Below are 18,675 nucleotides of genomic sequence, written 5' to 3'. Positions count from 1 at the left end.
CGCGCCGCCGGTGTTCCGTGTTCAGTACGCCGTCACTGGACGAACGCGCCGACCGTGAAGAACGGGTTGATCTTGCTGTTGTTGACGACCATCGCGTAGACGTTCCCCGCCGTCACGAGCCAGCCCGTGTCGCCCTTGCTGAAGATCGCCACGTTGCCGTTCGCCCCCTTCGCGTTGAAGTCCTGCGAGGCCGTGATCTTGATCTTGCCGGGCGTCGCCTGCGTATAGTCGAGCGCGAACTGCGACGTAACCGACGACGTCTGCGGATCGATGAATGCCGCGGTGGCGCCCTGGAACAGCGTCGACGTGTAGTTCGCGGCAAGCGTCGACACGGCGGTGCCGTCCGTGCAATTTCCGGCCTCGGGCATGAAGAACGTGCCGTTGAACGTGCCGGGCAGGTCCGGATGCGGCTTCAGGCTATTGAAGCTCGGCCCCGAATTCCCCGGCGCGCCATACAGGCCGTTGGACGTCACCACCCCGCATGCGGACGCGCTCGTCGCACCGATGAAACCGCCCTTGAGCGCATTGGCCGCGACCGGCTGCGCGGGAGACAGCATCGAGATGCCGACTTCCGCGTCGGCGACCGACGCCAGCAGGTTGCTCGCGTCGGCATGCGAGTAGCCGACGCGAATCACGATCGGCACCAGCACACCGTTCAGCTTGCCGACGATCATCACGCCATGCGCCTGGGTCGGCGACAGCAGCACGAGCGGCTGCTCCTGGCCGGCCGACGGATAGGGCATGCCGGGATTCGCGCCGCTCACGAACACGTTATCGGCGCTGCCGTCCGTGTTCTTGCGCAGCGTCCACGGCGTACCGGTCGTCTGGCACGAGTAGTCGCTGCCCGACGTGATCGTGCACGTGCCGTCCGCATTGAATGTCTGGTTCCAGTTCACAACATCCGGCTGCCAGCCCTGCGGGGTTGCGGTCTGAAAGCTGCTGCCGGTCGGCGACAGATGAATGCCGACCTCGTTGTAGACGCCGGCCACCTTCGCGAAATCGGTCTCGGTGTCAGTAAAGCCGATAAACGGATAGAAATCGAACGTGCGCGACGGCACGGTGCCGATAAAGAGGCCCGGCGCGAGCGGAATGCCGTCGAACTGGATCGTCGCACCCGGAATCCCGCCGCCGACCACGCCATTGCCGACGAACAGCATCGGCGGATCGGTGCGCTTGATCGTCACCGCATACTTGCCGTCGCTCGTCGCGCCGCTGTCGAGCACGAACGCGCAGCGGTTCTGCTCGGCGGTCGGCAGATTGGTCGGATGATGGAAGGCGCCGCTGATGGTCAGGCCCGCGCGCGTGTCGTTGACCTGCCCGGCCGACGTCGGCACGGACGAGTCGAGGAACTGCATCTGATAGGTGAGCTTCGTCGTGTCGAACTTCACCTTCACGTACTCGCCGCTACCTGCGCCGCCCGTATACGTCGTCGTGTAATCAAGCGCGTCCGGACACAGCTTCGTCACGACCGGCGGTGTCGTTTCAGCCCCGCTCGGCCCGCATGCGCTCCCCGAGCACTGCGGCACATTGATCGGCCCCGGATCGTCACCGCCGCCGCAACCGGCGACGAACGGCAGCGCCAGTACCGCGCACGACAAAATCGCCTTCCGCCATTCAGGAATGCAAATCATCAACCCCTCCTTTTCAGGTACGACAAGTCTCGTCCGGACAGGCTGCATGGCCCGCCGGTTGGTATCGCACCGCGGCACGAACGCGCGGCGCATGACGGTGCGCGCAAGACGGCCGCAATGCCGGTCAGGCAAATGCGGCACACGCCGCAGCGGCAGACAAGCGCTCTCCCGCGGCGCCGTCATGCGGCACGGCGCCGTGAGAACAATCGAAACGGGAAGTGGTTCGCCGCTACACGGCGACAGGGCAACGCAGGGTCGCGATCAGCATCGCGTCTGCATTCAGCGAAAAAACGGGAAACGGCAGTCCGACTGGCCCCGCGGAAAGGCGTCTCATGTATTGGTCTCCATCCGTACGCTTGATTCGTTATCGTGATGCGTCGTTTGTCGAGACTATGATCGGACGATACCCACAAGTAAATGGATGCAGAGTTCCAAACGACCGAAACCGCGCAATCCTAGCGTTTACACGGTATTTGACAGATTTTCAAACAGCCTTCAATTTATTTGCTCAGACAAATACCCGGGCTGTATAACACGCGTTTGAACAGCGACCGCCAACCCGCGCCTGACCAAGCCAGCCGGGCCTGAGCCGCTTTCACACATGTTGCGGCGCAACCTTACACATCGATGATCGCGAGCGTGCCGTGGCTGCCCGGCAGCACCGCATGAAGGGTTCCGGCCAGCGCCAGGTACATCTGCCCGGCCTCGACCACGACCGTCTCGCCCGCGACCTCGAGCATCATCCGGCCGTCGAGCACCAGCAGCCCCTCGTTGTAGTCGTGTACTTCCGCTTCGTAGGCTTGCGCATCCATGCGCAGCACCTTGATCCTCGCCGGCCCCACCTCGCCGACGATCGTGGATTTCCACGCGACGGCCTGCGCCGCCGCCACGGATTTGAAATCGATCAAAGACATGCGCCCCGCTCCGTGAACGATGAAAGGAACGCATTATCGCGAGCGCCGCGCATGCCGTCCCGGTACGGCGCGACGGCCTTCGGGCGGCACAGTCGGCCGGCTACCCGCGCCGCCGCCGAGCCGAAGCGCGATCGCTGCCCGATTCACCGAAAACGACGCAAATTGTTCGCGCATCGCAAATAAAGCGACGCGTTATTCAGCGATGCGCCGTCAATTCACGCAAATCCGGCACCGGCAACGCGCGCCCTTTCCACGAGAATGCATTTCCATCTATCGATTGCTAATATGGCGGTCCCGCGATCCCGCACCACCATGCCGTTCGACATGACGCCCGTTCGCCATGCCGTCCCCGGTCCCGGCCGCTTCGCAGCGGCGGCGGCACCGGGCACGCACGGCGCACGTCGTCGCGCCGACCGGCCGTGCCATCCGTGAGCATGCAACCGATCCTTTCCGTCTCCGACCTCTCCAAGACTTACGCGTCCGGCTTCCAGGCGCTGAAGCACGTGACCCTCGACATCCGCCCCGGCGAGATCTTCGCGTTGCTCGGGCCGAACGGCGCCGGCAAGACGACGCTGATCGGCTCGATCTGCGGCATCGTCACGCCGACCGAAGGCCGCGTGACGGTCGGCGGCCACGACATCCGCGATCAATACCGCGCGGCCCGCGAACTGATCGGCCTCGTGCCGCAGGAACTGACGACCGACGCGTTCGAGACCGTCTGGGCGACCGTGTCGTTCAGCCGCGGCCTGTTCGGCAAGGCGCCCGATCCCGCGTACATCGAGAAGACGCTGAAGGCGCTGTCGCTGTGGGACAAGCGCGACAACAAGCTGATGACGCTGTCGGGCGGCATGAAGCGCCGCGTGATGATCGCGAAGGCGCTGTCGCACGAGCCGCGCATCCTGTTCCTCGACGAACCGACGGCCGGCGTCGACGTCGAGCTGCGCCGCGACATGTGGAAGCTCGTCGATTCGCTGCGCGACAACGGCGTGACGATCCTGCTGACCACGCACTACATCGAGGAAGCCGAGGAAATGGCCGACCGGATCGGCATCATCCTCGGCGGCGAGCTCGTGCTCGTCGAGGAAAAGCACGAACTGATGCGCAAGCTCGGCAAGAAGCAGCTCACGGTGCAGCTCGAGCACCCGCTCGCGGACGTGCCGCCCGCACTCGCGCCGTTCGGCCTCGAACGCGCGGACGACGGCGCCGCGCTCGTCTACACGTACGACTCGCAGCGCGACGACGCGAGCATCGCGAAGCTGATCAACGCGCTCGGCTCGGCCGGCATCGGCTTCCGCGACCTGCACACGACGCAGAGCTCGCTCGAGGACATTTTCGTCAGCCTGATCGACAACCGCCGCAACGGCCTGCAAGGAGCCTGACGCATGAACCTGCATGGCATCCGCGCGATCTACCGCGCAGAAATGGCCCGCACGCGCCGCACGCTGATGCAGAGCATCATCGCGCCGGTGATCTCGACGTCGCTGTATTTCGTCGTGTTCGGCTCCGCGATCGGCTCGCGCATCAGCGACGTGAACGGCATCGGCTACGGCTCGTTCATCGTGCCGGGGCTCGTGATGCTGTCGCTGCTGTCGCAGAGCATCTCGAACGCGTCGTTCGGCATCTACTTCCCGCGCTTCACGGGCACGATCTACGAGATCCTCTCCGCGCCCGTGTCGTACTGGGAGATCGTGATCGCGTACGTGGGCGCGGCCGCGTCGAAGTCGATCCTGCTCGGCGTGATCATCCTCGCGACGGCCGGCCTGTTCGTGCCGCTGCACATCCTGCATCCGTTCTGGATGGTGCTGTTCCTCGTGCTGACGGCGATCACGTTCAGCCTGTTCGGCTTCGTGATCGGCATCTGGGCCGACAGCTTCGAGAAGCTGCAGCTCGTGCCGCTGCTGATCATCACGCCGCTCACGTTCCTCGGCGGCAGCTTCTACTCGGTCGACATGCTGCCGCCCGCGTGGCGCGTCGTCACGCTGTTCAACCCGATCGTCTACCTGGTCAGCGGCTTCCGCTGGTCGTTCTACGGGATCGCCGACGTGCACGTGGGCGTCAGCCTCGGCGCGACGTCGCTGTTCCTCGTGATCCTGCTGGCGATCGTCGCATGGATGTTCCGCACCGGCTACAAGCTGAAGAATTGACGCAACACGGCCGCACGCCGCGCCGCCGCCGATGACGCATTTGGGCAAGCAGGCGGCGCTTTTCCTCTGATGCGGCATTTTGTGGTCGCGTCTACTGAAGATGAAGCATCGGGGCCACGAAGCACGCGCTTCGCGGCCCTTTTTCATTTCAGAGGACGCCATGCCCGCCGCCACCGCTCCCGCCTCCGCCGCCGCCCGGCTCGAACGCCTGCCGTTCTCCGGCTATCACAAGCGGATCTTCTTCATCATCGCGATCGCGTTCTTCTTCGACTCGGTCGACCTCGGCACGATGACGTTCGTACTCGGCTCGATCCGCAAGGAGTTCGGCCTGTCGACCGCGGCCGCCGGCCTCGTCGCGAGCGCGAGCTTCTTCGGAATGGTGCTCGGCGCGGCCGTCGCCGGCCTGCTCGCCGACCGCTTCGGCCGCCGGCCCGTGTTCCAGTGGAGCATGGTGCTGTGGGGCGCCGCCTCCTACCTGTGTTCGACCGCGCAGAGCGTCGACGCGCTGATCGTCTACCGCGTGCTGCTCGGGATCGGGATGGGGATGGAATTCCCGGTCGCGCAGACCTTGCTGTCCGAATTCGTGCCGACCGAGAAGCGCGGCCGCCTGATCGCGCTGATGGACGGCTTCTGGCCGCTCGGCTTCATCACGGCCGGTATCGTCGCGTACTTCGTGCTGCCGCAGTTCGGCTGGCGCACCGTGTTCGCGCTGCTCGCGATTCCCGCCGTGTTCGTGCTCGTCGTGCGCCGCATCGTGCCGGAATCGCCGCGCTGGCTCGAGCATGCGGGCCGGCACGCGGAAGCCGACACGGTGATGCACACGATCGAGGCGAAGGTAATGCGCTCGGCCGGCGTCACCACGCTGCCGGCGCCGTCGCGGCTGGCCGAGCCGGTCGTCGCCCGCGGGCGCGGCGCGCTGCGCGAGATCTGGAGCGGCGCGTACCGCCGCCGCACGGTGATGGTGTGGCTGCTGTGGTTCTTCGCGCTGCTCGGCTTCTACGGCCTCACGTCGTGGCTCGGCGCGCTGCTGCAGCAGGCCGGCTTCGAAGTCACGAAATCGGTGTTCTACACGGTGCTGATCTCGCTCGGCGGCGTGCCGGGCTTCCTGTGCGCCGCGTGGCTCGTCGAACGCTGGGGGCGCAAGCCGACCTGCATCGCGTCGCTGATCGGCGGCGGCGTGATGGCGTTCGCCTACGGCCAGAGCGCGCTGTACGGCGGCAGCATGGCGCTGCTGATCGGTACCGGCCTCGCGATGCAGTTCTTCCTGTTCGGGATGTGGGCCGCGCTGTACACGTACACGCCGGAGCTGTACGGCACCGGCGCGCGCGCGACGGGCTCGGGCTTTGCATCGGCAATCGGGCGCGTCGGCTCGCTGATCGGGCCTTACGTGGTCGGCGTCGTGCTGCCCGTGTTCGGCCAGGGCGGCGTGTTCACGCTCGGGGCGTTGTCGTTCGTCGCGGCCGCAGTCGCCGTGTGGACGCTCGGGATCGAGACGAAGGGCCTCGCGCTGGAACAGCTCGCGGCGGGCGATGAAGCGGGTGGCGGTGGCCGTTACGCGGCTGCGGCGGACAAGGTGTCCTGAGCGCCCGATCAGCCGGGATGTTCCTGACGGCCGGGCGGCGTGCAGTGCAGCGCCGCGCCCGGCTGCTGCGTGACCTGACAGGATTCGCGGCCGGACCGACGCTGCTAGACTGCATCCAGGCACCGTGTCGCGCGCCCCCTGATGCATCGCGGCGATCGCGCGACGGTGGTGTCCGGCCCCCACTGCCCGCGCAAGGATCGCATCGATGGACCACGCTCGTATCGAAGAAATCCGCAGCGGCCTGTTTCGCGCAACGACCTACATCGACAAGCTGAAGCTCGGCTTCAGCCAGTTCTTCGTCCGCTCGCCGAACGGCGACGTCGTCTGCATCGAAACGGGCACGCGTTCCAATTTTCCGCAACTGACCGCGAGCCTCGCGACCGTCGGCATCACGCCGTCGAGGGTGAGCAGCGTGATCGTCCCGCATTTCGAGGTCGACGAGATGGGCGCACTGCCCGACTTCCTCGCGGCCAATCCGGCGCTCGTCGCGTACGCGCATCCGATCTGCACGCACGGGCTCGCCGATATCTTCGGCGTGCGCGCGAAGCCGCTGAAGGACGGCGAGCCGACGACGATTTCCGGTATCGACGTGGTGCCGATCTTCACGAAGCATGTCCATCAATGGGATGCATTGGTCGTATATCTGCCGGCGTACAAGGCGCTGCTGTCGTCGGACATCCTGATGCGCTTCGGCGACGAAGCCGCCGACGACCCGCTGCCGGCGATCGTCGATTCGATCCGGCGCTCGGACTACCTGCCGTCGCTCGCCCACCTGGCGAGTGCGCTGCGCCGGATCCAGGCGCTCGATCTCGACGTCATCCTGCCGATGCACGGCCCGGCCATCACGCACGACATCCCGCGCGTGCTCGCCGGCGCGATCGCGCATTGCGAGGCGGCCGCCGCGTAGCGGGAAAAAAGCCGACAAAAACCACCACGCGCGGGCCGGTTCGCCCGCGCGGCATCAAATCGGTATCGACAGGAGAAGCCGCTTGCGCGCCCGCCAGGCGGCCGCGCAAACGACGACGGCGCTGCTCAGGCGCCCGTGACGACGAACTCTTCCGCCGCCTTGCGCTGGATCGCGGCCATCTTCGCGAGTTCGCGCTTGCTGCGCGGCTCGCTGGACGCGACGCCCGTCGCCTGCTTCGCCTTCGCACCCAGCGGGTAGAAAGCAAACGACGCGCCGGCCGGGGCATCCGGCTCGGCGCGCAGGCGTTTGTTCAGGATCTTCAAGTACTTTTTCTTCGAGACTTCCTTGGCTGCCATAGCACCCTCCCGCGTGAACGTGGTGCGGTCAGCATACCAGCTTTGGCCGCCGGCCCGGAACGGCGTTTGCGCCCCAATCCCGTACACCGCCGGAACGGGGCCGCCCGGCAGCACGCGCGTCAGGCCGCCGGCGCCCGGTGACGCATCACCGGCGCCGCCCACGATTGCGACCGGTCGCGGCTCGGCGGGCAGCCGAACCGCGACTTGTACACGCGCGAAAAATGCTCGATCGATTCGAAGCCCGTCGCCGCGGCCACCTGCGACACGCTCAGCTCCGTCTGCTGCAGCAACTGATGTGCCGTCGCCACCCTCAGGCTCAGGTAGTACTGCAATGGCGCGGTCGCCATATGCCGCTTGAAGTGGCGCTCGAGCTGCCGCTTCGACAGCCCGACCGCCTGCGCAAGCGATTCGCACGACATCGGCTCCGCCATCGACTCGCGCATCAGCCTCACCGCCTTCGCCACCGTCGTGCTCGTCGAGGCCGGCGCGGCCTCGACCTCCGCGAGCTGCAGCGCATCCGCGCCGCGCAGCTTCGCATGCAGCAGGTGACGGGCGATCTCCCGGGCGAGCTCGACGCCCTCCGACCGGCCGATCCATTCGAGCATCATGTCGATGATCGCCGTGCCGCCCGCGCAGGTGATGACGCGAGGCTCGATCGTGTAGAGCCGTGTCGTGGCGCCCACCTTCGGATAAGCCTCCTGGAAGCCTTCGACATTGTCCCAGTGCACGGCCGACGGGCGGCCCTGCAGCAAGCCGGCCGCCGCAAGCAGTTCGGTGCCCGTCTCGATGCCGCCGATCTGCGTGCCGAAGGCCATCTGGTTCTGCAGCCAGGTCTTCACGCCGCGATGCTTCGCATGACGTTGCGCGTCGAAACTCGCGATCACGAAGATCGTCGTGAACCCGCCGCGCGCATCGCCGATCGGCCGCGTCGGCGTCCACATGCCGTTCGTTGCATCCACGGGTTCGCCGTCGACCGACAGGACGGTCCACTCGTAGCGCACACGCTGGGCCAGCCAGTTCGCGAGCGACATGGCCTCGATCACGAGCGCGAGCCCGAGGTGGGAGAACTGGGGCATCACCAGCAGCCCCACCCGGTGCGGCGCCGGTACCGCCGCCGATTGCATGTTCCGTGAAGTCATCGCGAGACCGATCCGGGCCGGACAGGCCGGCCGATTGAACGAGGTTCGCGGGCACGCGCCTGCGATCCTCGCGAACCTTCACTCTGCCGCGCGCGACGTGCCGGGACTTGATGAAAAGCGACATCGACATGTCGCTTTGTGCCGGATTTCCGTCGCCCCGTTGCGCACCGGCCGGATCGGCCCGTCATGGCCGTGCAAGCGCGTCGTGCGCCGTCGCATTCGATCAAGCGAGCGGCTCCGGGCGATCTTATATTCAGCTCGCGTTCCGCCCCGCACCGGCGGGGCACGCCGATCTTCCGACTCCGTGGAACCAGCACATGCACATCAAACAGCTCTATATCGACGGCGCGTGGCAACCAGCCGCCGCAGGCGGGCAGCGCGCCATCATTGATCCTGCCACCGGCGAAGCGATCGCACGGGTCGCGTACGGCTCGGCCGCCGACGCCGGACACGCGATTCGCGCGGCGCGCGCTGCCTTCGACGCGGGCGAGTGGCCGCACCTGCCCGCCGAAGAACGGGCGGCATGCCTGCGCCGCCTCGCGAACGCGCTGCGTGACGAAGCGCCCGCACTCGCCCGCATCGAAACCGCGAACACCGGCAAGACGCTCGCCGAATCGTCATCCGACGTGCACGATGCCGCGTCGGCATTCGACTACTTCGCGAGCCTCGCGGTCACCGAGACGGGCAGCATGAATGCGGCGAAGCCGCACGTGATCAGCGTCACGCTGCGCGAGCCGGTCGGCGTCTGCGGTCTCATCACGCCGTGGAACTACCCGCTGCTGCAGGCGGCATGGAAGCTCGCCCCGGCGCTGGTGGCCGGCAACACGGTCGTCGTCAAGCCGGCGTCGCTGACGCCGCTGTCGACACATCGGCTCGTGGAACTCGCGCATGACGCGGGCCTGCCCCGTGGCGTCCTCAATCTCGTGACGGGCGGCGCCGACGTGGGCGACGCGCTCGCGGCGAGCCCGCAGGTCGACCTGATTTCCCTCACCGGCAGCAACGCGGCCGGCGCCAGCGTGATGCGCGCGGCTGCGGGCAATTTCAAGCGCGTGTCGCTGGAGCTCGGCGGCAAGAATCCAAACCTCGTGTTCGCCGACGCCGATGTCGACACGGCGCTCGATTACGCGCTGAACGCGGCCTTCTTCAACGCCGGCCAGATGTGCTCGGCAGGCTCGCGCCTGCTGGTCGAACGCACGCTGCACGATGCGTTCGTCGACGCGCTCGCCGCGCGCATCGCGGCAATCCGCGTCGGTCGCGGTGACGACGATGCCACCCGGATGGGCCCGGTGATTTCCGCGCAGCAGCGCGACCGCGTGCTCGCGCTGATCGGCGAGGCCGCCCGCGACGGTGCGCGCATCGTGTGCGGCGGCCGCGCACCGGCCGGCGACGCGTTCGCGACCGGCTTCTGGGTCGAACCGACGCTGATCGCAGGCGTGCGGACGACGATGGCAATCGCGCGCGAGGAAGTCTTCGGCCCGGTGCTGACGGTCGAGGCGTTCGACAGCGAAGACGAGGCGGTGGCCCTGGCCAACGACACGCCGTTCGGGCTCGCGGGCGCCGTCTGGACCCGCGACTTCGCGCGGGCGAACCGGGTCATGCGCCGGCTGCGGGCGGCGACGGTCTGGATCAACGACTACAACGTCACGCTGCCGGGCGCGCCGTGGGGCGGCTACAAGGCCAGCGGCATCGGCCGCGAGCTATCGCGCAGCGGCCTCGACGAATACACGGAACTCAAGCACGCGTACCTCAACTTCGAAGCCAGCCCGCAACGCTGGTTCTGATCCCCTCGCTACGGGAGCCCGACATGCTCACAGCCACGCAACCCGACCAGACGCATCGCGCAACACGCGCGGACCTCGCGTGCGCGTTCCGCTGGACCGCGCGCCTCGGCATGCACGAATCGATCGCCAACCATTTCAGCGTCGCCGTCTCCGACGACAACCGGCAATTCCTGATCAATCCGCGTGGGCGCCATTTCTCGCGGATCCGTGCGAGCGAACTGCTGCTCGTGAATGCCGACGACCCGGAGACGATCCGGCGCGACAACGCGCCCGACATCACCGCGTGGGCGCTTCACTCGGCAATCCACAAGCGCCACCGGCACGCGCGCTGCGTGCTGCACGTGCATTCGACGTACGCGACCGTGCTGTCGTGCTTCGCGCAGCCCGCGCTCCCGCCGCTCGACCAGAACTGCATGCGCTTCTTCGAGCGGGTCGCGGTCGACACCGGCTTCGATGGCATGGGACTCGGCGACGAGGCGTGCCGCGTCGCCGACGCGCTCGGCGACAAACCCGTGCTGCTGATGGGCCAGCACGGCGTGATCGTCGTCGCTTCGTCGGTCGCGCAGGCGTTCGACGACCTCTACTACTTCGAGCGTGCGTGCGAAACGTATGTCACCGCGCTGCAAACCGGGCAGCCGCTGCGGTTCGCGACCGACGCCGTTGCGCGTAAAACCATGCTGCAATGGCGCGACGACTATGCGGGGTTCGCGGAGCAGCATCTGGCGGAGCTCCGGGCCATTCTCGACGAGGAAGCGCCGTCGTACGCGTGGTAGCCGCCGGACGGCGCGGCCCGGCAAGGCTGCGCCGTCCGGGCGAACGCATGCATCGCTGACGTGCCGGGCGGCCGCGCAGCTCGACTCGTTTCAACGAGCCACCGCGCTCGCCGCCGCCGCGCGCTACTGCGCAGTCAAGCCGCCATCCACGAGGATCGACGTTCCGGTCACGAAACTGCTTTCGTTCGAGGCCAGGAACAGCGCGACGTCGGCGACCTGCTCCGGCGTACCCATCCCGAGCGGCTGAACCGCGTCGAGCAGCGTGTCCATCGCGTCGCGCCCGCCGAGCGCATCGATGAATGGCTTATTCATCGGGGTATCGATCCAGCCAGGACAGACGGCATTGGCGCGGATGCGATCCTTCGCGTGCTCGATCGCCACGCAGCGGGTCAGCATCAGCACCCCGCCCTTCGATGCGCAATAGGCCGCATGAAGCGGTTCGCCGACGAAGCTGCTCGTGGAGCCGAGATTGACGATCGACCCGCCGCCGGCGCGGATCATCGCCGGAATCGCGTACTTGCAGCCGAGGAACACGCCCTTTAGGTTGACGTCCATGACGGCATCCCAGTCCGCTTCGGTGGTGTCGACGAGCCGGGCCTCGCGAATGACGCCCGCGTTGTTGCACATGACGTCGAGCCGGCCGAACCGGCGCTCCACGAAGTCGATCAGCGCCTCGACCTGCTCCGCCGATCCGGCATCGGCCTGCCTCGCGACGATGACCCCGTCGCCGGCCAGGCGGCAGGTCTCGTCGAGTTGCGCGGTGTTGCGGCTCGTCGTCGCGACCACGCTGGCGCCTTCGTTCGCGAATCGCAGCGCGATGCTCCTGCCGATGCCGCTCGCGGCGCCCGTCACCACGGCGACTTTCCCGGCCAGCCGGCCGGTGCGGTTGTGGCTCATCGTCGTTTCTCCTGGAAAGGACCGAGCCGAGCATACCGCGCCCGGCCCATGGACGCACAGCGCGCACGCCGCCGCCGGTATGGCGGCGGCCGCTGCGCGCGGCCGGCTCAGTGAAGATTCAGCGCGGCCTGGAGGGCCGCCTGCGGATCGCGGCCGTCGACCGTCCTGACCCCGGCCAGCCACCCCTTCAGCACGTCGGGATGCTGCTGCAGCCACGCCTTCGCCGCGACCTCCGGCTGCTTGCCGCCGGCGATCGCCTTCATCACCTGATTCTCCATGTCGGTCGTGAACTGCAGGTTGGCAACCAGCCGCGCGACGTTCGGGCAGCGCGCCGCATAGTCGGGGGACGTCATCGTATAGACCTTCGCCTCCCCGTAGTTCGGGCCGAACAGGTTGTCGCCGCCGGCGAGGTAGCGCATGTTGAAGTCGAGGTTCATCGGATGCGGCTCCCAGCCGAGAAAAACGACCCACGCATGATCGCGGATCGCGCGCCGCACCTCGACCAGCATGCCGGCCTCGCTCGATTCGACCAGCTTGAACTTGCCGAGGCCGAACTGGTTGCCCGCGATCGCCTTGTGGATCAGTTCGTTGCCGTCGTTCCCCGGCTCGATCCCGTAGATCCGGTATTGCAGCCGGTCGGCGAACTTCGCGATGTCGTCGAACGAACGCAGCCCGGCGTCGTACGCGTAGGCCGGCACCGCGAGCGTGTACTTCGCGCCGACGAGATTCGGCCGGTCCAGCACCTTCACGGCCCCGCTCTTCACGAACGGCGCGCTCGTGGCGTCCATCGACGGCCGCCAGTCCCCGAGGTAGACATCGATCTGACGCGCCTTGAGCCCGGCCAGCGCGATCGGAATCGACGCCATCGTCTTGGTCGGCTGGTAGCCGAGGCTCGACAGCACGGTCGACGCCAGCGCGGTCGTCGCGGCAATGTCGGTCCAGCCGATGTCGGCAAACCGCACCGCGCGACAGGTCGCCGCTTCCTGCGCGGCGGCCTGGCCCGTGCAGACGGCAGCCAGTGCGATGCACCCGAGCGTGTTTCTGACGTTCATCGTGACTTCTCCTGAGAAATTGAAGGATGACTAAAGATCGAGAACGAGACGCGAGGATTTCGCGCGTGACACACAGATGTAGATCAGGTTGTTCGCACGTCGCTCGGCGTCCGTCTGCAGGCAGTCGCGGTGCTCCGCCTCGCCGTCAAGCAGCGTGACCGCACAGGTGCCGCACACGCCTTCGCCGCACACCGAATCGACCGCGATCCGCTCGTCGCGCAGCACGTCGAGGATCGACCGGCCCGCCGGCACCGCGACGCGGCGGCCGGTGCGGGCCAGTTCCACTTCGAATGCCTGCGCGCCCGCCTCCGGCTCGCGCGGCGGCGCGGCACCGGCGAACCGCTCGAAGTGCACCGTGCCGGCCGGCCAGTCTCGCGCCACTTCGAGCACGCTGTCGATCAGGCGGCCCGGCCCGCAGACATATACCTGTGCGCCGGCGCGCGGCACGCCCAGCAGCGTGCGCAGGTCCGCTTCGCCGTGCTGTTCGCTGCAATGCAGGCGGGCTTTCTCCCGCAACGGGCCGCGCTCGATCGCGTCGTGCAGCGCCATGCGCTCGCGCGACCGCGCCAGGTACAGCAACGTGAACGACTTGCCGAGCGCATCGAGCCGCCGCGCCATCGGCAGAATCGGCGTGATGCCGATCCCGCCCGCGATCAGCACGTACTCGCTCGCGTGCTCGTCGAGCGCGAAGTGATTCCGGGGCGCGCTCACGTCGAGCACATCGCCCGGCGCGAGCCGTTCGACGAGATACGCGGACCCGCCGCGCGAGCGCGGCTCGCGCAGCACCGCGATCCGGTAGGTCGAACCGTCGGCCGCGCGTTCGACGATCGAGTAATGACGCACGATGCCGTCCGGCAGGCGGACTTCGACATGCGCGCCGGGTTCGGCGGGGGGCAGTGCCGCACCGTCGGCCGCCGCCAACACGATGCCGCGGATCTCGGGCGTCAGCATGGCCGCCTCGACCACGACTGCCGCGATGCGATCGCCGGGCGGGAACGGGATGATCGGTGCCATCGCGTTCACCGCTGGCAGGTGCGCCAGTCGGGCTGCGCCCAGACCGGCGCCGCCGACGGCGGCAGCGGCGCGCGCCCCAGCACGAGATCGCTGCCTTTCTCGCCGATCATCACGGTCGGCGCGTTGGTGTTGCCGCTGACGATCGTCGGCATCACCGACGCGTCGATCACGCGCAACCGTTCGATGCCATGCACGCGCAGGTCGGGGCCGACCACTGCCTCCGGATCGTCCGCCGGGCCCATCTTGCAGGTGCCCGCCGCGTGATAGCCCGTTTCGGTGATGTCGCGCGCCCACGCATCGAGCGCGGCGTCATCGGTCTTGCCCGCGCCCGGCGACAGTTCGTCGCCGCACAGCTCGCGGAACGACGGCTGCGCGAGGATCTCCCTGACGAGCCGCACGCCCGCGCGCATGTCGGCCCGATCGCGCTCCGTCTTCAGGTAGTTGAACAGGATCCGCGGCGGGATGCGCGCGTCGCCCGACGCCAGCGTCACCGCGCCGAGGCTCGTCGGGCGCATCAGGTCGATGTGCACCTGGAACGCGTGTGCGCGCACGCTCTCGACGCTGCCCGGCTGCACGGCGAGCGGCATGAAGGTCAGTTGCAGGTCCGGATGCTCGACGCCGGCGCGCGAGCGGATGAACGCCCCCGCCTCGAAATGGTTGCTCGCGGCAATCCCGTCGCGGTTCGCGAACCACTTCGCGCCGGTCCACCATTTGCGCGGGGCGACCGTCCACGGGTAGATCGAGACGGGTTTGCGGCACAGATACTGCACCACCGTATCCGGATGATCGGACAGCCGGCGCCCGACGCCCGGCAGGTCGTGCCGCGCACGCACGCCCAAGCCTTCCAGCTCGTTCGCCGGCCCGATACCGGACAGCAGCAGCAACTGCGGCGTATTGATCGCGCCACCGCACAGCAGCACTTCGGCACTCGCGCGAACCTGCCGCGTCTCGCCGTCGCACGTGTACTCGATGCCGGTCGCGCGCCTGCCGTCGAACAGCACGCGCAGCACGAGCGCGCCGGTCACGACCGTGACGTTGCCGCGCCCGAGCGCCTCCGCGAGATAGCCGCGCGCGGTACTCCAGCGCGACCCGCTCCACGTCGTGCGGTCGACGCGGCCGAAGCCTTCCTGGCGATAGCCGTTCACGTCGTCGGTGTGCGCATAGCCCGCATCGACACCGGACGCGATGAACGCGCTGGCGAGGGGCGTGTCGGTCCGGCCCGCCGTGACGCGCAGATGGCCGCTGTCGCCGTGGTAGGGATCCGCACCGAGCTCGTGCCGCTCGGCGCGGATGAAATACGGCAACACCTCGCGATAGCTCCAGCCGGTGCAGCCCTGCCCGGACCAGCCGTCATAGTCGCGTGCGTGACCGCGGATATAGACCATCCCGTTGATCGACGACGATCCGCCCAGCACGCGCCCGCGCGGCGTCGCGATGCGCCGCCGGTTCAGGAACGGTTCGGGCTCCGATTGATACTGCCAGTTGAAGCGGTTGCCGCCCACCACGATACCCATCGCGGAAGGCATGTCGATCGACCAGTGCCGATTCGTCGGACCGGCCTCGAGCAGCAGTACCCGCACGCCCGGATCTTCCCCGAGCCGGTTGGCCAGCACGCAGCCGGCCGATCCTGCGCCGACGATCACGTAGTCGTAGTCGCGACGCACGGCGTCGATTCCCTGTGGTTTCTTCATCGCATGCATGCAGTTGATCGAGATCATGGAAGACGAGTGCGCGCAGCGGCAGCGCCGCCCGAGCGCCGGAAGCGGAACGGGGAGCGGCGCTCCCCTGCCGGCTACGCGCCGTGGATGCCGTCGTGCACGAGCGTATGGAAGTGGTGCACGAGATGCTCGCTTTCGTTGCTGCGCTGCGCATCGATCACGTAGCGGCCCTGGTTGTAGCCCACCGAATGCAATCCCTTCTGCACCGAGATGTTCAGGCGGATGTCTTCCGGGCCGAGATCGGTGTTCATCCAGTCCATGCACGCCTTGGTCACCGCGGGCACCGTGTCGTGCGTCGAGTAGTAGCCGAAGCGCAGCAGCGTCTTCTCCGGTTCCAGCGGGATGATCAGGAACGTGGCGAGGAATTCCGAGTACGGGAACGTATAGAACGTGTTGTGCGGCCAGATGCCGATGTTGAAGAAGCACTCGTCGGGGTTCTTGTCGCCGAGCGGCACGCCGTAGGCGGCGGTCGCGTCGCGGTTGGCCGGCGCGATGTAGGTCCACCACTTGTCGTGCTGCGTGAGCCGGTAGCCGGCGAAATCGATCAGGCCGGCCAGTTCGACGTGATGCGGGCCCGACAGCGAGAAGTGATAGCCCTCGATCGAGTTGTCCATGATGACCTTCCAGTTCGCCGGCACGATCACGTCCTTCTCCTCGATCAGCCGGTATGCGTCCAGCTTCGGGAACACGCGTTTCATCTCCGCGTCGGCGCCGGGGAACAGGTCGCGCATCGACGGCGCATCCGGATCGAGATTGAAGTAGTAGAAGCCGCCGAATTCCTCGACGCGCACCTTCGGGATGTTGTAAGCCGCGAGGTCGAAGTCTTCGACGCGATCGGTGCGCGGCGCGCCGCGCAGGCTGCCGTCCGCGCCGTAGCACCACGAGTGGTACGCGCAGCGGAACAGGCCCTTCTGCTCGCCGCGCCGCGCTTCCACGAGGCGATTGCCGCGATGCTGGCACACGTTGTGGAATGCATGGACCTTGCCGTCGCGGCCGCACGCGGCGATCACGCTCTGGTCGAACACGTCGGTCATCACGAATTGCCCTGGCGTGCTCAGCTCCGAGGTGTGTCCGATCACGTGCCAGGCCGACATGAAAATGCGATCGCGCTCGGCCGCGAATACCGCGTCGTCGTAAAAATAGCGCGACGGCAGCGTAAGCGCGCGTTCCGGCCGTTGCTGCATCCAGCGGTCGGCAGCGACGATGTCTTGCTTCTTCACAACGGAGATCGGTTGCATGGGCGGGGTTCCTGTTTCTGTCGTTCGTCGAAGGAGCGGCGGCCCGGTTTGCCGGCCGTCCGCCTTGAAGCGAACTTTATGGGGCCCCGCCGGCCCGCACTTGATGGTTCGCGACGTCGCGACGTCGCTGCCGCCGTCGGGCAATCCGTCGCGATTCAACGGCCCGAAGATTTTTTTTGCGTGATGTCGATTTCGTCGCCGCCCGCCCGTCGTATCGTTGCAAGCCCGAGAAGGCCGCGTTGCACGGCCGGCATGCCCCTCAACCATTCATCGAAGGAGAAACGACCATGCGCGTCCTCGTCATCGTCAAAGCCACCACCGATTCCGAATCCGGCCGGATGCCCGACCCCGAAATGATTGCCGCGATGGGCCGGTTCAACGAAGAACTGGCGCAAGCCGGCATCCTGCTCGCCGCCGACGGGCTGCACCCGAGCATGCGCGGCAAGCGTGTGCACTTCGCCGGCAAGAACCGCACCGTCGTCGACGGCCCGTTCGCCGAAACGAAGGAACTCGTCGCCGGATTCTGGCTGTGGAAGGTGAAATCGATGGAAGAAGCGGTCGAATGGGTGAAGCGCTGCCCGAACCCGATGCCCGGCGACTCCGACATCGAGATCCGCCCGCTGTTCGAGATGGAAGACTTCAGCCCGGCCTTCACGGAGGCATTGCAAGAGCAAAAGGCACGGCTGAGCGCGCAAGCCGAGGCCGGGAAGCACGCGTGAGTCAGTCGGCGTCCGACGGTTTCGCATGACCGCCGGGCGCCGCCCCTACCCGCTGCCGCGTGCGCGGCTTACGCGCGTTTGCGCGGCACCGCGAGCCGCTCGACCGCGCCGCCGGTCACGTCCCTGAACATCCCGGCGTCGCCGTACGCGCGCGCGGCGAGCATCGCGCCATAGACCAGCGAGACGAACGTCGCGGCCTCGGTTTGCACCGACACGCCCGGCTGCACGATGCCGTCTTTCACCCCTGCCTCGAGCACACGCACCAGCCACGCGGCGAGGTCGTCGAAATGCGCCTTCACCGCCCGCGCGACTTCGTCGGGCAGCGCCGGCAGCTCCGCGCCGAGCATGCCGGCGACGCAGAACGGCGCGCTGTCGTCCGCGATGCAGCGTTCCCAGTAGCCGATGTACGCGCGCATCTGCACCAGCGCGTCGGCGCCGCTTGACTCGAGTAGCGACATATCGGCATCGAAATTCGCCTGTGACTGCTGCAGCACCGCGACCGCCAGATCCGCCTTCGTCGGGAAATGGTGGTGGATGCTCGCCTTCCGGATGTCGATCGCGTCGGCGATGTCGGCATAGCTGAACCCGCTGTAGCCGCGCCGCATGATCAGTTGCCGCCCGGCTTCGAGAATGCGGCCCGCCGTACTGTCCCCCGTTATCGTCATATTTGCCTACCATCTAGTCGGATGAAAACTTGAATAGTTTACCGCCGCGAGATACTGTTTCCTAGCCGTACTTTCTCCTTGAAGTTGAAACTACCTACTAGTAGGATGGCTACATCGACGGAACAAAACGACTGTCGATACCCGA

General features: G+C 67.3%; 17 protein-coding genes. 7 read left to right on the top strand and 10 right to left on the bottom strand.

Annotated features, from left to right (window positions below; all coding sequences use genetic code 11):
- Nucleotides 1-32 precede the first annotated feature (32 nt).
- Together BCEP18194_RS25510 and BCEP18194_RS25505 are read right to left on the bottom strand one after the other, a co-directional pair.
- Nucleotides 33-1,631, bottom strand: coding sequence for a DUF2957 domain-containing protein (locus tag BCEP18194_RS25510; RefSeq protein ID WP_011354153.1), 1,599 nt, complete (start codon nt 1,629-1,631; stop codon nt 33-35).
- Between the two features lie 617 nt (nt 1,632-2,248).
- A complete protein-coding gene (locus BCEP18194_RS25505) occupies nt 2,249-2,545 on the bottom strand; it encodes a cupin domain-containing protein (protein WP_011354152.1) in 297 nt (98 codons plus the stop codon).
- A 434-nt stretch (nt 2,546-2,979) separates the two neighbouring features.
- Here BCEP18194_RS25505 and BCEP18194_RS25500 point away from each other — a divergent pair, with 434 nt between their 5' ends.
- From BCEP18194_RS25500 to BCEP18194_RS25485, 4 genes are all read left to right on the top strand, one after another.
- The gene (locus BCEP18194_RS25500) at nt 2,980-3,924 is read left to right on the top strand and encodes an ABC transporter ATP-binding protein (RefSeq protein ID WP_011354150.1); all 945 of its coding nucleotides are present in this window, start codon (nt 2,980-2,982) and stop codon (nt 3,922-3,924) included.
- Nucleotides 3,925-3,927: 3 nt separating this feature from the next.
- Nucleotides 3,928-4,689, top strand: a complete 762-nt coding sequence (locus tag BCEP18194_RS25495; protein ID WP_011354149.1) for an ABC transporter permease — start codon at nt 3,928-3,930, stop codon at nt 4,687-4,689.
- A 160-nt stretch (nt 4,690-4,849) separates the two neighbouring features.
- Complete coding sequence (locus tag BCEP18194_RS25490; RefSeq protein WP_011354148.1) at nt 4,850-6,271, top strand: MFS transporter; 1,422 nt, start codon at nt 4,850-4,852, stop codon at nt 6,269-6,271.
- Nucleotides 6,272-6,476: 205 nt separating this feature from the next.
- Nucleotides 6,477-7,178 carry an MBL fold metallo-hydrolase gene (locus BCEP18194_RS25485; RefSeq protein WP_011354147.1) on the top strand — a complete coding sequence of 234 codons (702 nt, stop codon included), beginning with the start codon at nt 6,477-6,479 and terminating at the stop codon, nt 7,176-7,178.
- Between the two features lie 125 nt (nt 7,179-7,303).
- Here BCEP18194_RS25485 and BCEP18194_RS25480 read toward each other — a convergent pair whose 3' ends face one another.
- Nucleotides 7,304-7,534 carry a hypothetical protein gene (locus BCEP18194_RS25480; RefSeq protein ID WP_041493471.1) on the bottom strand — a complete coding sequence of 77 codons (231 nt, stop codon included), beginning with the start codon at nt 7,532-7,534 and terminating at the stop codon, nt 7,304-7,306.
- A gap of 119 nt (nt 7,535-7,653) precedes the next feature.
- Entirely contained in the window at nt 7,654-8,673 is a 1,020-nt protein-coding gene (locus BCEP18194_RS25475; protein WP_041493190.1) for a GlxA family transcriptional regulator, read from the bottom strand.
- Between the two features lie 110 nt (nt 8,674-8,783).
- Between BCEP18194_RS25475 and BCEP18194_RS25470 the strand changes: the two genes are divergently transcribed.
- Entirely contained in the window at nt 8,784-10,454 is a 1,671-nt protein-coding gene (locus tag BCEP18194_RS25470) for an aldehyde dehydrogenase family protein (protein ID WP_244273074.1), read from the top strand.
- 23 nt (nt 10,455-10,477) lie between these two features.
- The gene (locus BCEP18194_RS25465) at nt 10,478-11,227 is read left to right on the top strand and encodes a class II aldolase and adducin N-terminal domain-containing protein (RefSeq protein ID WP_011354143.1); all 750 of its coding nucleotides are present in this window, start codon (nt 10,478-10,480) and stop codon (nt 11,225-11,227) included.
- 123 nt (nt 11,228-11,350) lie between these two features.
- Here BCEP18194_RS25465 and BCEP18194_RS25460 read toward each other — a convergent pair whose 3' ends face one another.
- The 5 genes from BCEP18194_RS25460 to BCEP18194_RS25440 form a co-directional block, all read right to left on the bottom strand.
- Nucleotides 11,351-12,124, bottom strand: coding sequence for an SDR family oxidoreductase (locus tag BCEP18194_RS25460; RefSeq protein WP_011354142.1), 774 nt, complete (start codon nt 12,122-12,124; stop codon nt 11,351-11,353).
- Nucleotides 12,125-12,231: 107 nt separating this feature from the next.
- Nucleotides 12,232-13,176 (bottom strand): choline ABC transporter substrate-binding protein, encoded by a 945-nt coding sequence (locus BCEP18194_RS25455; RefSeq protein WP_011354141.1) that lies wholly within the window; start codon nt 13,174-13,176, stop codon nt 12,232-12,234.
- 30 nt (nt 13,177-13,206) lie between these two features.
- Entirely contained in the window at nt 13,207-14,190 is a 984-nt protein-coding gene (locus BCEP18194_RS25450) for a PDR/VanB family oxidoreductase (protein WP_011354140.1), read from the bottom strand.
- Between the two features lie 5 nt (nt 14,191-14,195).
- The gene (locus BCEP18194_RS25445) at nt 14,196-15,881 is read right to left on the bottom strand and encodes a choline dehydrogenase (protein WP_050781654.1); all 1,686 of its coding nucleotides are present in this window, start codon (nt 15,879-15,881) and stop codon (nt 14,196-14,198) included.
- A 101-nt stretch (nt 15,882-15,982) separates the two neighbouring features.
- On the bottom strand, nt 15,983-17,146 hold the full coding sequence (locus BCEP18194_RS25440; RefSeq protein ID WP_011354138.1) for an aromatic ring-hydroxylating oxygenase subunit alpha: 1,164 nt from the start codon (nt 17,144-17,146) through the stop codon (nt 15,983-15,985).
- A 287-nt stretch (nt 17,147-17,433) separates the two neighbouring features.
- Here BCEP18194_RS25440 and BCEP18194_RS25435 point away from each other — a divergent pair, with 287 nt between their 5' ends.
- Nucleotides 17,434-17,865 (top strand): YciI family protein, encoded by a 432-nt coding sequence (locus BCEP18194_RS25435; RefSeq protein ID WP_011354137.1) that lies wholly within the window; start codon nt 17,434-17,436, stop codon nt 17,863-17,865.
- A gap of 68 nt (nt 17,866-17,933) precedes the next feature.
- On the opposite strand, the gene BCEP18194_RS25430 is transcribed toward BCEP18194_RS25435, so the two are convergent.
- Complete coding sequence (locus tag BCEP18194_RS25430) at nt 17,934-18,530, bottom strand: TetR/AcrR family transcriptional regulator (RefSeq protein ID WP_011354136.1); 597 nt, start codon at nt 18,528-18,530, stop codon at nt 17,934-17,936.
- Nucleotides 18,531-18,675: the final 145 nt, after the last annotated feature.

The organism is Burkholderia lata (assembly GCF_000012945.1).
Taxonomy (GTDB): Bacteria; Pseudomonadota; Gammaproteobacteria; order Burkholderiales; family Burkholderiaceae; genus Burkholderia; species Burkholderia lata.
Note: the sequence above shows the minus strand (reverse complement) of the source record. Positions and strands in the feature narration are given on the sequence as shown.

Coding starts and splice junctions, on each gene's coding strand:
- BCEP18194_RS25510 (WP_011354153.1), bottom strand. CDS start 1,631: ATGATTTGCATTCCTGAATGGCGGAAGGCGATTTTGTCGTGCGCGGTA.
- BCEP18194_RS25505 (WP_011354152.1), bottom strand. CDS start 2,545: ATGTCTTTGATCGATTTCAAATCCGTGGCGGCGGCGCAGGCCGTCGCG.
- BCEP18194_RS25500 (WP_011354150.1), top strand. CDS start 2,980: ATGCAACCGATCCTTTCCGTCTCCGACCTCTCCAAGACTTACGCGTCC.
- BCEP18194_RS25495 (WP_011354149.1), top strand. CDS start 3,928: ATGAACCTGCATGGCATCCGCGCGATCTACCGCGCAGAAATGGCCCGC.
- BCEP18194_RS25490 (WP_011354148.1), top strand. CDS start 4,850: ATGCCCGCCGCCACCGCTCCCGCCTCCGCCGCCGCCCGGCTCGAACGC.
- BCEP18194_RS25485 (WP_011354147.1), top strand. CDS start 6,477: ATGGACCACGCTCGTATCGAAGAAATCCGCAGCGGCCTGTTTCGCGCA.
- BCEP18194_RS25480 (WP_041493471.1), bottom strand. CDS start 7,534: ATGGCAGCCAAGGAAGTCTCGAAGAAAAAGTACTTGAAGATCCTGAAC.
- BCEP18194_RS25475 (WP_041493190.1), bottom strand. CDS start 8,673: ATGACTTCACGGAACATGCAATCGGCGGCGGTACCGGCGCCGCACCGG.
- BCEP18194_RS25470 (WP_244273074.1), top strand. CDS start 8,784: ATGAAAAGCGACATCGACATGTCGCTTTGTGCCGGATTTCCGTCGCCC.
- BCEP18194_RS25465 (WP_011354143.1), top strand. CDS start 10,478: ATGCTCACAGCCACGCAACCCGACCAGACGCATCGCGCAACACGCGCG.
- BCEP18194_RS25460 (WP_011354142.1), bottom strand. CDS start 12,124: ATGAGCCACAACCGCACCGGCCGGCTGGCCGGGAAAGTCGCCGTGGTG.
- BCEP18194_RS25455 (WP_011354141.1), bottom strand. CDS start 13,176: ATGAACGTCAGAAACACGCTCGGGTGCATCGCACTGGCTGCCGTCTGC.
- BCEP18194_RS25450 (WP_011354140.1), bottom strand. CDS start 14,190: ATGGCACCGATCATCCCGTTCCCGCCCGGCGATCGCATCGCGGCAGTC.
- BCEP18194_RS25445 (WP_050781654.1), bottom strand. CDS start 15,881: ATGAAGAAACCACAGGGAATCGACGCCGTGCGTCGCGACTACGACTAC.
- BCEP18194_RS25440 (WP_011354138.1), bottom strand. CDS start 17,146: ATGCAACCGATCTCCGTTGTGAAGAAGCAAGACATCGTCGCTGCCGAC.
- BCEP18194_RS25435 (WP_011354137.1), top strand. CDS start 17,434: ATGCGCGTCCTCGTCATCGTCAAAGCCACCACCGATTCCGAATCCGGC.
- BCEP18194_RS25430 (WP_011354136.1), bottom strand. CDS start 18,530: ATGACGATAACGGGGGACAGTACGGCGGGCCGCATTCTCGAAGCCGGG.